This window comes from Pseudomonas sp. NPDC089569, from assembly GCF_050280625.1.
Taxonomy (GTDB): domain Bacteria; phylum Pseudomonadota; class Gammaproteobacteria; order Pseudomonadales; family Pseudomonadaceae; genus Aquipseudomonas.
In genome coordinates, this window is sequence record NZ_JBNNVQ010000142.1 from 1 (window position 1) to 11,884 (window position 11,884).

At 59.7% G+C, this 11,884-nt stretch carries 10 protein-coding genes and 2 pseudogenes; 2 read left to right on the plus strand and 10 right to left on the minus strand.

Annotation, left to right across the window (positions count from 1 at the left end; translation table 11 throughout):
• The 9 genes from ACQKP2_RS29840 to ACQKP2_RS29880 all read right to left on the minus strand — a co-directional run.
• Positions 1 to 72, minus strand: a 72-nt coding sequence (locus ACQKP2_RS29840; protein WP_427581919.1) for a hypothetical protein, incomplete at its 3' end; no start/stop codon positions are given.
• Positions 73 to 424: 352 nt separating this feature from the next.
• Positions 425 to 2,041: an AAA family ATPase gene (locus ACQKP2_RS29845; protein WP_427581908.1), complete on the minus strand. Its 1,617-nt coding sequence runs from the start codon at positions 2,039 to 2,041 to the stop codon at positions 425 to 427.
• Positions 2,042 to 2,051: 10 nt separating this feature from the next.
• Positions 2,052 to 3,152: a 3-dehydroquinate synthase gene (gene aroB / locus ACQKP2_RS29850; RefSeq protein WP_427581909.1), complete on the minus strand. Its 1,101-nt coding sequence runs from the start codon at positions 3,150 to 3,152 to the stop codon at positions 2,052 to 2,054.
• A gap of 150 nt (positions 3,153 to 3,302) precedes the next feature.
• On the minus strand, positions 3,303 to 3,821 hold the full coding sequence (gene aroK / locus ACQKP2_RS29855) for a shikimate kinase AroK (protein WP_015093141.1): 519 nt from the start codon (positions 3,819 to 3,821) through the stop codon (positions 3,303 to 3,305).
• Positions 3,822 to 3,825: 4 nt separating this feature from the next.
• Positions 3,826 to 5,892, minus strand: coding sequence for a type IV pilus secretin PilQ (gene pilQ, locus ACQKP2_RS29860; protein ID WP_427581912.1), 2,067 nt, complete (start codon positions 5,890 to 5,892; stop codon positions 3,826 to 3,828).
• A 13-nt stretch (positions 5,893 to 5,905) separates the two neighbouring features.
• The gene (locus ACQKP2_RS29865; RefSeq protein WP_427581913.1) at positions 5,906 to 6,433 is read right to left on the minus strand and encodes a pilus assembly protein PilP; all 528 of its coding nucleotides are present in this window, start codon (positions 6,431 to 6,433) and stop codon (positions 5,906 to 5,908) included.
• Positions 6,430 to 7,053 carry a type 4a pilus biogenesis protein PilO gene (gene pilO / locus ACQKP2_RS29870; protein WP_427581914.1) on the minus strand — a complete coding sequence of 208 codons (624 nt, stop codon included), beginning with the start codon at positions 7,051 to 7,053 and terminating at the stop codon, positions 6,430 to 6,432. Before pilO ends, ACQKP2_RS29865 begins: the two co-directional genes overlap by 4 nt.
• Positions 7,050 to 7,616 carry a PilN domain-containing protein gene (locus ACQKP2_RS29875; RefSeq protein ID WP_427581916.1) on the minus strand — a complete coding sequence of 189 codons (567 nt, stop codon included), beginning with the start codon at positions 7,614 to 7,616 and terminating at the stop codon, positions 7,050 to 7,052. Before ACQKP2_RS29875 ends, pilO begins: the two co-directional genes overlap by 4 nt.
• The gene (locus ACQKP2_RS29880; protein WP_427581917.1) at positions 7,616 to 8,677 is read right to left on the minus strand and encodes a pilus assembly protein PilM; all 1,062 of its coding nucleotides are present in this window, start codon (positions 8,675 to 8,677) and stop codon (positions 7,616 to 7,618) included. The genes ACQKP2_RS29875 and ACQKP2_RS29880 overlap by 1 nt, the downstream gene beginning before the upstream one ends.
• Before the next feature lie 217 nt (positions 8,678 to 8,894).
• On the opposite strand from ACQKP2_RS29880, the gene ACQKP2_RS29885 reads away from it, so the two are divergent.
• On the plus strand, positions 8,895 to 11,333 hold the full coding sequence (locus ACQKP2_RS29885; protein WP_427581921.1) for a penicillin-binding protein 1A: 2,439 nt from the start codon (positions 8,895 to 8,897) through the stop codon (positions 11,331 to 11,333).
• A gap of 228 nt (positions 11,334 to 11,561) precedes the next feature.
• Here the strand turns inward: ACQKP2_RS29885 and ACQKP2_RS29890 are convergent.
• A pseudogene (locus ACQKP2_RS29890) lies at positions 11,562 to 11,789 on the minus strand (malate dehydrogenase); the annotation flags it as partial.
• Between ACQKP2_RS29890 and ACQKP2_RS29895 the strand changes: the two are divergent.
• Positions 11,777 to 11,884, plus strand: a pseudogene (locus tag ACQKP2_RS29895) (erythrose-4-phosphate dehydrogenase); the annotation flags it as partial. The pseudogenes ACQKP2_RS29890 and ACQKP2_RS29895 overlap by 13 nt on opposite strands.

Below are 11,884 nucleotides of genomic sequence, written 5' to 3' on the forward strand. Positions count from 1 at the left end.
CTGCATATGGGCAATCAGGCCGAAGCCGCAGTTATCCTTGAATTCATCTGGTTGGTACAGACCTGCTTTCATAGACACTTTCTCACCAGGCTGCCTCTGTACGAGGCAAATTTCTTTTCAATTCAACCACTTGCCATCCGCGCCGAACGTACGCCGGCTTTGCGGGGGCAAAAGGGAGGTCATTGTACACACCGACACTTGGGCTCACAAATTTGACGACGAATTGCCGCAAATTTATGTCGCATAAGTGAAAGGTTTAAAGCGATCTGCTGTGCTAGTCAAAACTTTTTTAATTCTGACCGCAACGACTCAAAGACTACTGTGACGCAGACACCACAAGGCACGCGATCCCGGGGGGACGGCGCGCACTCGTAGAGATTTTTGAGGTGCTTGGAGAGGCGGCCTGGGTAAGGCCGCCGAATCTTCAGCGAGTTGTTGCCAGTTCCTGTTGGACGCTGGCGACAGTGCGAGGCCAAGGTTTACCAGCCTGAACCTTCGCTGGCAAGGCCTTGATGGCGGATACGGCTGCATCGCGGCTTGCGAAGTTGCCATAGGTGATGACGTAAAGCGGTTTGCCGTTGAGGACTTTCTTGAAGTAGCGGTACTCGCCGCCCTGTTCCTTGACGAAGTTTTGCGCAGTCGCTTCAGAGCTGGTGCCCAGGATTTGCACCACGTAGTTGCCAGGCGCCTGGCCTGCGTACCAGGTACCACCGGCGGCAGCCTTGGCCGGTGCGGCCGGCTTCTCGACAGGTTTCTCGGCTGGCTTGGCGGCGGCAACAGCCGGTTTGGCTGGCGCAGGGGCCGGTTTGGCGGCAGGAGCAGGCGCAGGAACCGGCGCAGGCTTGGCGGTTGCGACCTGGGTCGGCGCCGGTGTCGGCTTGGCCGCAGGCACAGGTGCAGGGCCGGCTGGAACGCCCGCTGGTGGCGCGATGGTGGTCACGGTCGGGGGAGTAGCGCTGGAACCTTCCACCGGCACCCCATCGTCGCCCTCGGTGATGCCACCCGCGGCTTCGGCGAGCGGGCCACGCATGACCGGTTGAGAATTACCGACCAACGGCAATGGCATCGGCTGAGTGTTGCCGGCAAATTCGACGGACGGAGCACCGCCATTGCCTGACTGTGACGCTCCCTGGCCGAGCGGCAGTTGCGCCTGTTCGTTCGCTGGCGCACCCGCGGTCGGTGCCTTGCTGCGACCCGGCATCAACCAGGCCGCGGCCACCGCGACCACAACGACGGCGGAAATCGCCAATACGTGTTTCTTCGGCATATTGAACCCCATACTTGGACGCTTGACCGCTGTGCGGCTGGCAATCATGGCTTCGATCATCGCATCGCGGGCAACCTGGTTGATATTGCCAGGCCAACCCTCGGAGCTTTGTTGAATATCAGAGATCTGATCCGCAGTGAAAAGTTCGATACCCCGACCAGCCCCTTCAAGGCGCTGCTCCAGATATTCGCGGGTTTCTTCTTCGGTGTAAGGCTGCAGTTCAATGACGTGGAAGCGTTCTTCCTCAAGATGCAAGGCTTCGAGCTGAGCGATCAGCGCCGATTCACCGAACAGGAACACATGCGGACGACCTTCCGGTGCGCCGGCACCCAACGCCATCAAGGCCTCGAGCGCGGACTCATCAAGCTGCTCGGCATCATCGACCAGCAGATAGACTTCCTGCCCGGTCAGCGCCAGTTGCACCACCTGCTTCAAAATCGCATCGACTTCAGCCTGGGCGACGTCCAGGGCCTGGGCAATCTGGCGCAGTATGCCGGCTGCATCGCCTGCACCTCGGGCGGACACCACCACGCTCTGCACGGATTGTTTGTTGGTACTGGCAACCAGGGCCTGGCGCAACAAAGTCTTGCCACTGCCTTGCGGGCCGGTGACCACCAGCAGCAACTGGCTGTAACGTGCCAGGTGATGCAATTGCCCAAGCACCGGTTTGCGCTGGGCCGGGAAAAACTTGAAGCCAGGCACCCGTGGAGCGAAAGGGTCGTGACTCAACTGGTAATGGCCGAGGAATGCCTCGTCGGCATGCAAACTAGTCATTGCGATCTTATTAACCTTTAAGCTGAGCCAGGGCGCGGTAATCCGCTCCCAGCGTGGCCTGTAAAACCTCTTTCGGATAATCGTCGGTCACCACTGCCTCGCCCATGCGGCGCAGCAGCACCAGGCGCAGACGACCATCGATCACTTTTTTATCAACTGCCATATGTTCGAGAAAATCGGCTTCGGTCATCTCTTCCGGCGGGATCACCGGCAGACCGGCGCGCTGGAACAGGCGAATGCCGCGATCGCGGTCCTGTTCGCTGATCCAGCCCAGGCGTGCGGACATCTCCAATGCCATGACGGTACCGGCAGCGACCGCTTCGCCATGCAACCAGACGCCGTACCCCATGTGGGTTTCAATGGCATGGCCAAAGGTGTGCCCCAGGTTGAGCGTGGCACGTACACCCGTTTCTTTCTCATCGGCCCCGACGACAGCCGCCTTGGCCGCACAGGAGCGCTCAATGGCGTAAGTCAGGGCTTGCTGATCCAGGTTGCGCAGGCGATCGACGTTGTCTTCGAGCCAGGTCAGGAACGGCTCGTCGCAGATCAGCCCGTACTTGATGACTTCAGCCAGTCCGGCGGACAGTTCGCGAGCCGGAAGCGTCTTGAGGGAGGCGGTATCGATCAGCACGACGTTCGGCTGATAGAACGCACCGACCATGTTCTTGCCCAGCGGGTGGTTGATGCCGGTTTTTCCACCGACTGAAGAGTCGACTTGCGACAGCAGCGTGGTCGGAACCTGAATGAAATCGACGCCGCGCTGGTAACAGGCGGCAGCAAAACCGGCCATATCGCCGATAACGCCGCCGCCCAGGGCGATGACCGTCGTGCGGCGGTCATGCCGTGCAGTGAGCAGGCCATCGAAAATCAGTTGCAGGGTTTCCCAGGTCTTGAAGGCTTCCCCGTCGGGAAGCACCACGGAAATGACCGAAAATTGCGCAAGGCTGCGGGTCAGACGTTCAAGATAGAGCGGCGCAACGGTTTCGTTGGAGATGATCGCCACTTGCCGCCCGCGAATATGCGGAGCCAGCAGTTCGGGCTGATCCAACAAACCTTCGCCAATATGAATCGGGTAGCTGCGCTCGCCTAGATCGACCTTGAGTGTCTGCATGTGTCCCCACAGTGAAGATGGAATCAGGCATCCTGCCTTGAGTTAACGAATGTCCACGGCGTCATCGGGTGTGACGCCGTTCGGTAGCCGCTCGCCACAACCGAGAGCGGTCGTGGCGGACGCCGAGGATAGCGCATTTCGCGCCGCGCATTAACGGGGAGGCAGCTGCTGCAAGCGTTCCAGAATATCGAGCACGACCATTCGCGGCGGCCGCTCATCGGTCTCCACCACCAGATCGGCGATTTCCCGATAGAGCGGATCGCGGATCGCCAGCAGATCCCGAAGGGTCTTGGCCGGGTCGGCGGTGCGCAACAATGGCCGGTTGCGGTCTCGCGCAGTACGACCGACCTGCTGCTCGACGGAGGCATGCAGGTAGACCACCCGCCCACCGGCGTGCAGCGCCCGACGATTGGCCTCGCGCATGACGGCACCGCCGCCGGTCGCCAGCACCACGCCGTCGTAATCGCACAGCTCGGCAATCATCGCTTGCTCGCGATCCCGAAAGCCCGGTTCGCCTTCCTTGTCGAAGATCCACGGGATATTGGCGCCGGTGCGTAATTCAATTTCCTTATCGGAATCTTTGAATGGCAAGCGCAGCTCTTTGGCCAGCAATCGGCCGATGGTGCTTTTTCCAGCGCCCATCGGTCCTACAAGAATCAAATTTCGCACAGAATCAATGACTCACAGCAATCGCCTGATTATTCATGATACGCGGAGTGAGAAACACCAACAGCTCGGATTTTTTCTCCGAAACCACGTCACGCCGGAAAAGTCGGCCAAGATACGGCACATCGCCAAGAAATGGCACCTTATCTACAACCTTGCTCTGAGTATTTGAGAAAACGCCGCCAATGACGATGGTCTCGCCATCATTGACCAGGACCTTGGCATTGACCTCGTTTTTCTTGATGGGCGGCACATCCTGCACCTTGTTCAGGTAGTCCGGCTCGTCCTTGGTGACCTTGACCTCCATGATGATCCGGTTATCCGGCGTGATCTGCGGCGTCACCTCCAGCGAGAGCGAAGCCTCCTTGAAAGACACCGAGGTAGCGCCGCTGGAGCTGGCTTCCTGATAGGGAATCTCGGTGCCCTTGAGGATTTTGGCGGTCTCCTTGTCGGACGTGACCACCTTGGGTTGCGAGACCACTTCGCCGTTGCCGGTTTTTTCCATGGCGGTCAGCTCCAGGTCAAGCAGGACGTTATCGGTGATGAACGCGATGCCGATCCCGGATGTGTTGGCCGCCGCCCCCATGTCGACGAACGGCGCATTGGTACTGGTACTTCCGGGTGTGCCGATGGTTGACGACGCGTTGACGCCATTGCTGACGCCGGATGCATTCCAGTTACCCCTGTTCTGGATCGAGCCACCCCAGCGCACGCCCAGACTCTTGTCGTAATCGACGTTGGCTTCGACGATTCGCGCCTCTATCATCACCTGACGCACGGGTATGTCCAGTTGCGCCACGATTCGCCGCAACTCGTCGAGGCGGTCCTGGGTCTGGTAGGCAATGATGTTGTTGGTGCGTTCATCGACGGTGATCGAACCCCGTTCGTCGATTTTCGCCTCGGCACTGGTCACCGACTGGAACAATTTCGCGATATCCGCCGCTTTGGCGTAATTGACCTGCAACAGCTCCCGACGCAAGGGTGCCAGTTCGGCGATCTGTTTCTGCGACTCAAGCTCCTGACGCTCCCTGGCAGCGATTTCATCGGCCGGCGCCACAAGCAGGACGTTACCCATCTTGCGTTTGTCCAGCCCCTTGGTTTTCAACACCAGATCCAGCGCCTGATCCCATGGCACATTCTGCAGACGCAATGTGATACCGCCCTGTACCGTATCGCTGGCCACCAGATTGAGATTGGTGAAATCGGCGATCAATTGCAGCACCGAGCGCACATCGATGTCCTGGAAATTCAGCGAGAGCTTCTCACCGTTATAGGTGGAGCGCTCGACATTGGGTTTGCGCAGGTCATCGACAGTGGCCGGTCGGACGCTGACCGTCAGCTTGCTGTTGGTCTGATAGGTCGAGTAGTCGAAGGCGCCTCCGGGCTCGATCGCGATAATGGCCCGGTCACCGGTGACACTGGCGTTGACGAATTGCACCGGCGTGGCGAAATCCTTGACGTCCAGACGCACGCGCAACGGCTCCGGCAACCGGGTTCTGGCGAATTCGAGAAAAATCTTGCCTTCACGCTCCTGAATGTCCGGCACCATCGCGGGATCCGACAGGTCGATCACCACGTTGCCCTCACCCTCGGCGCCGCGTTGAAAATCCACGGCGCGAATGGCATTCGCCGATGACGCCGGCGCGCGCACCGGGGCCGCAACGGCGGCTGGCAGTCCGGAAGCGGTGGCTCTGGCGCCCTGTCCCACCACCACAATCAGGTTGTTACCTTCGACTCGCGTGCTGTAGGGCGTCAGCCGCATCAGATTGATGATCAGCCGCGTGCGATCCTTGACCTCGACCACTGTCGCACTGCGGGCGTTGCCATTACCCAGATCGCGGGTCTTGCTCGTCAGTTGATTGACGACGCCAGGCAAATCGAGCGCGATCCGGGCCGGAGACTCCGTCGTGTAACCACGGGGCGTCGGCGGTTGTTCGTCGAACGCCAGTTTCAATTCGACGCGATCCCCTGGCAGTGCAGCGACATCCAGCGCCTTGAGATTGGCCGCTTGTACCATCGGCGAAAGCAGCGCTATCCATAGCGACATTCCGAGGGTGTAGAAAATCCTGTTCATTTTTCCGGTTCCACTATGAGTGTTCTTTCAGCGGTAGGGTGCGCGGCCTTTCCAGCCAGGCGCCTTCGCCATCGGGAACGATTTCGACCACATCGACTTGCGAGGGGCTGATGGCGACGATCCGCCCGTCATTGCGCCCCAGATAATCTCCAACCTTCAGCCGATGCACGCCTCCCGCACCGCGCAGCAACGCAAAGGAACCCGATGCATTGGAGATCGTGCCGACCATTTCAAACTGCTCGATGTTGAAACCCTCGAGGTACTGTTTGGTCCGACTCCGGTCAGGTTTGACATTGCGCGCGCCGTGCCCGGCCCCGGCCAGATCGACCCGGACTTGCCGGGAAAACGGACTGCGCAGGTTGGCTGCGCTGTAAGTGAATGTCGGGTAAGACACAAATGTCGGCGTTGGTTCAATCCGCCCTGGTGCCCGCAGGCGCATTTCGTTCAGGTAGGCATCCAGGTCGCTGAAGTCATCGCCACTGTTGCAGCCGGCAAGGACAGCCAGCGCAAGGCCAAGGAAAGAGACACGAAGCAGGCTCATGGTTGCTGCTCCTTGTCGTTGTAGCGATAGGTCCTGGCCAAAAGGTTCATGCGCAATTTCGGCCCACCTTCGGGATTGACGGGCACCAGATCGAAATCATGCAGGGTGACGATGCGCGGCAGCCCGGCCACGCCGCTGACGAACGTGGCGAGGTCGTGGTAAGCCCCCGTGACGGTGATCTGGATCGGCAGCTCGATGTAGAAAGGCTGGGCGACTTCCGGCAGGAGCTTGATTTCTTCGAACTCAAGGCCGCTGCCCAGGCCGATACGCGTGATGTCTTCAAGCAGGCCAGGGACTTCAGTGTCGCTGGGTAGCTGCCGCAGCAACACGTCGAAGGTACTCTCCATTTCCTTCATCTGTTGGGTGTACAACGCAAGGTTCGCTGCCATGCCGGCCTTGGTGGCGAACTGTTGCTTGAGGGCAGACTCCTCTTCGCGCTTGGTTTCGAGCTGGCCCTGAAGGTCACTCGTGGAAAAGCTGTAGCCGAGCGCCAGCACCAGGAACATGACCAGCACACCCGACAGAACCTTGATCGCGGGCGGCCAGGAACCCATGTTGCTTGTGTCCAGATCGTTGATATCGATCTTGCGCAAACCTTCGAACCCATTGAACGGCTTCATCGCCCATCCTCCACGACAGAGGGTTGCGTCTGGCGAAGGGTCAATCGAAAGACGTTGGCCTGATCCGGTTGGCCGCCTGTGCTTGCCTTGACTTCTGTCAGGCTGGGCGCATCGAACCAGTCCGATGCATCGAGATTGCGCATCAGTTCGGAAACACGATTGTTGGACTCTGCCACCCCGGTAATAAACAGCGTCCTGTCGGCCATTTTCACTTCGGTGAAGTACACGCCATCAGGCAGGGTCCGCACCAGCTGATCAAAAATTCGCCCGCTGACCGGCCGGTTACCTTGCAGGTCCTGGATGATATGCATTCGCTCGACCAGTTCCTGGCGACGAGCCTTGAGATCACTGATCTGCCTGATCCGCTCATCGATCACGACGATCTGCTTGCCCAGGTAATCGTTGCGCGCAACCTGCCGTTCAATAGCGCTGCTGATCACTTGATTGACAACCCATACCGCGCCAGTCGCTCCTGCCAACACGCCGAGCAGAATCAACAAAAAGCGCTTGCGACGCTTTTCACGCAACGCTTCTCGCCAGGGTAGAAGATTGATCCGCGCCATCAGTCGAAACTCCTGAGCGCCAGACCGCAAGCGATCAACAGGGCCGGTGCGTCGCTGGCCAGTGCCGAGGCCTTGACCTTGCTGCCAGGCGTCATATGGATAAAAGGGTTGGCCACCTTCGTCGGCGTGCCCAATTGCTGCTCTATCAGTCGATCCAGCCCAGGGACCGACGCGGTGCCGCCGGCCAGCAACAGATGATCGACCGAGGAGTACCGGCCGGAAGAAAAGAACAGCTGCAGCGAACGCGAGACCTGCTGTACCAAGGCTTCGCAAAACGGCTGCATCACTTCACGGTCGTAACCCTCAGGCAGGCCACCCTGTTTCTTCGCCAGTTCCGCCTGCGCGACAGTCAGCCCATAACGACGCTGAATTTCTTCGGTCAGTTGACGACCACCGAACAGCTGCTCGCGGGTATAGATGATGTGATCACCGAGCAACACACTCAGGGTGGTCATGGTCGCGCCGATGTCGACCACCGCCACCAGCGCGCCCCGGGAAGCAGTCAAAGGATCAGCCAGCAGGCCAAGGGAGCGCTCCAGGGCGTATGCCTCCACATCCACCACTCGTGCCGTCAGGCCGGCCAGCGCCAGGACAGCCTCACGGACTTCAATGTTTTCCCTGCGACACGCCGCGAGCAGCACATTGACCCGCTCAGGACTCCGCGTCGAGGGCCCCTGAACTTCGAAATCGATGGCGACCTCATCCAATGGATAGGGTATGTACTGGTCGGCCTCGATCCTGATCAGGCTTTCCATCTCGTCATCGCCAAGGCCGGCATCCATCTCGATGCGCTTGGTGATCACCGCCGAGCCGGATACAGCGACGGCAACGTTCCTGAGGCTGGTTCTGGCCCTGGCCAGCCCACGACAGAGCGCCTGGCCCACAGCTTCGGGCTCTGCGATGTTTTTTTCGATGAACGAACCGGCGGGCAGAGGCTCGATGGCATAGGCTTCGACCCGATAGCGGTCACCCTGGCGACTCAGCTCAACGAGCTTTACCGAAGTGGAGCCGATATCGACCCCCAAAAGCGTCTTGGCTTTTTTATTGAAGAGTCCTGGCACTTGCAATTCCCTATGTCTTTCCGTGACTTACGGACTCTGTAATGTGTTTTGCGTTCCTTCCGCCCGTCTTGACAGCAGCCGCCAATGACGCCTGCAACGGAAAAATGCTTATAATGCCCAGCGTTTTTTTCCGCTTTTTCTCAAGCGCGGGTCATTCGCCTTTAGCCTGAACCCTGATGCCTCATTCATTCTTTGCTCTGGATATCCAAAAGCCTTGATTCGTCTGCTGAAATTTTTCGGTTGGTCCATCGTCGCGGTTTTCTGCGGACTGCTTTTGGGTCTCAGCGGGGCGTTTCTCTACCTTAGCCCCGGACTACCCTCCGTGGAGGCGCTGAGAAGCATCCAGTTGCAGATCCCTTTGCGGGTCTACAGCAGCGATAACAAGTTGATCGCAGAATTCGGCGAAATGCGCCGCACTCCGATCCGTTTCGCAGACATTCCCCCCAATTTCATTAATGCGTTACTAAGTGCTGAAGACGACAACTTCGCCAACCACTACGGGGTCGATCCCAGCAGCCTGATGCGTGCCGCCACTCAACTGGTCAAAAGCGGGCACATTCAGTCCGGCGGCAGCACCATCACCATGCAGGTGGCGAAGAACTTCTTCCTGACCAGCGAGCGCAGCTTCTCGCGCAAAACCACTGAAATCCTTCTGGCTCTGCAGATCGAACGCCAACTGACCAAGGACGAAATCCTCGAGCTGTACGTCAACAAGATCTACCTGGGCAACCGCGCCTACGGTATCGAGGCGGCGGCGCAGGTCTACTACGGCAAGTCGATTCGTGACGTCAGCCTGGCGCAGATGGCGATGATCGCCGGCCTGCCCAAGGCGCCTTCGCGCTTCAACCCGCTGGCCAACCCGGCACGCAGCAAGGAACGCCGCGACTGGATCCTGGGGCGCATGTACAAGCTGGGCAAAATCAGCGAATCGGACTACACCGCCGCCATCAACGAGCCGCTGAACGCCAGCTATCACGTACCGACCCCGGAAGTGAACGCGCCTTACATCGCTGAAATGGCTCGTGCCGAAATGGTCGGGCGCTACGGCAGTGACGCGTATACCGAAGGTTTCCGCGTGACCACCACCGTGCCGAGCAATCTGCAGGAAATGGCAAACACCGCCATTCACGAAGGCCTGATGACCTACGACCAGCGTCACGGCTATCGCGGTCCCGAGTCGCGCCTGCCAGGCAAGACGCGCGAAGCGTGGGCGACTGAACTGACTCGGCAACGCACCATCAGCAGCCTTGAGCCGGCCATTGTCACCCAGGTCGACAAAAACGGCCTGCAGGTACTGACCCGCACCGGCAATGAGCATGTCGGCTGGGACAGCATGAAATGGGCCCGTCCATTCCTGAACACCAACAGCATGGGGGCCAATCCGCGACAGCCGTCGGATGTCGCCCAGGTCGGCGACCTGATTCGGGTGCAGCGCCAGCCTGATAACTCGCTGAAGTTCAGCCAGATCCCGCAGGCTCAAGGCGCGCTGGTGTCCCTTGACCCGCAGAACGGCGCTGTCCGCTCGCTGGTCGGTGGTTTTGCCTTCGAACAGAGCAACTACAACCGCGCCTTGCAGGCCAAGCGCCAGCCGGGCTCGAGCTTCAAGCCATTCGTCTACAGCGCCGCGCTGGATAACGGCTACACCGCTGCCAGTCTGGTGAACGACGCACCGATCGTGTTTGTCGATGAGTATCTGGACAAGGTCTGGCGCCCGAAAAACGATACCAACACCTTCCTCGGGCCGATCCGCCTGCGCGAAGCGCTGTACAAGTCGCGCAACCTGGTGTCGATCCGCCTGCTGCAAGCGATGGGCGTTGGCAAGACCATCGACTACATCACGCGATTCGGTTTCAACAAACAGGACTTGCCGCCCAACCTTTCGCTGGCGCTGGGCACCGCAACCCTGACACCAATGGAAATCGCCACGGGCTGGAGTACCTTCGCCAACGGCGGCTACAAGATCACCCCGTACATCATCGACAAGATCGAAAGCCGCAATGGCGATACGCTGTTCGTCGCCAACCCGCCAAGCGTTCCGAAAGGCGGCGCTGCCAGCGACGGCATCGCTGCGCCAGCCGCCCAGGCCTTCACGGTCAACACCACTTCAAGCGAAACGCAGGCGAGCCAGCCGGCGCCCCAGGCGCCTGCTGTGGCTGAACGCATTGTCGACGGTCGCACCACGTTCATCCTCAACAGCATGCTTGAGGACGTGATCAAGCTGGGCACCGGCCGTCGCGCCCTGGCCATGGGCCGCCCGGACATTGCAGGCAAGACGGGGACGACCAACGAATCCAAGGATGCCTGGTTCTCCGGCTACAACGCCGATTACGTGACCACGGTCTGGACCGGTTTCGACCAGCCTGAAAGCCTCGGCCGCAAGGAGTTCGGCGGCACTGTCGCGCTGCCGATCTGGATGAACTACATGAGCGCCGCTCTCAAGGGCTTGCCGCCTCACACGCAAGCGGAGCCTGAAGGCATCCTGAGCCTGCGCATCGATCCGGTCAGCGGCCGCGCGGCCTCTCCTGCAACGCCAGGCGCCTACTTCGAACTGTTCAAGGCCGAAGACACGCCACCGTCAGTCAACGAGCTGGGCAACGGCACCGCGCCGGGCAGCCCGCTGCCGGCAGATGAAGCGGCGCCGATCGATCTGTTCTGATTGCATGATGTAATAACGCAAAAAGCCCCGCGCTTCTTTGGAAGGCGGGGCTTTTTAGCATTCGTGTACGCCGTCTTCGCGGGCAAGCCTCGCTCCTACAGAAGATCACCTGACCTGCAGGAGCGAGGCTTGCCCGCGAAGGGGCACTCACCGCCTACACAAAACCCCAGACAACAAAAAGCCCCGACTCGCCAGAGCCGGGGCTTCTTGTTGAAGCGCTACAACGACTTAGCCGTTGAACACGTCATCCACGCTCTTGAGCGGGTAGTTCTTCGGATACGGCAGGGTCGCCACGCCGGTCTCGATGGCAGCCTTGGCCACGGCATCGGAGATCACGGTGATCAGACGGGCATCCATTGGCTTCGGAATGATGTACTCACGACCGAATTCCAGCGAGATACCGCCGTAGGCGTCGCAGACTTCCTTCGGCACCGGCAGCTTGGCCAGCTCGCGCATTCTTCGATGCCAACCACACCAAGACCAGCGGCAAGCTGCTCAAGGTGCTGGCCTGGTACGACAACGAGTGGGGCTTCTCCAACCGCATGCTCGAT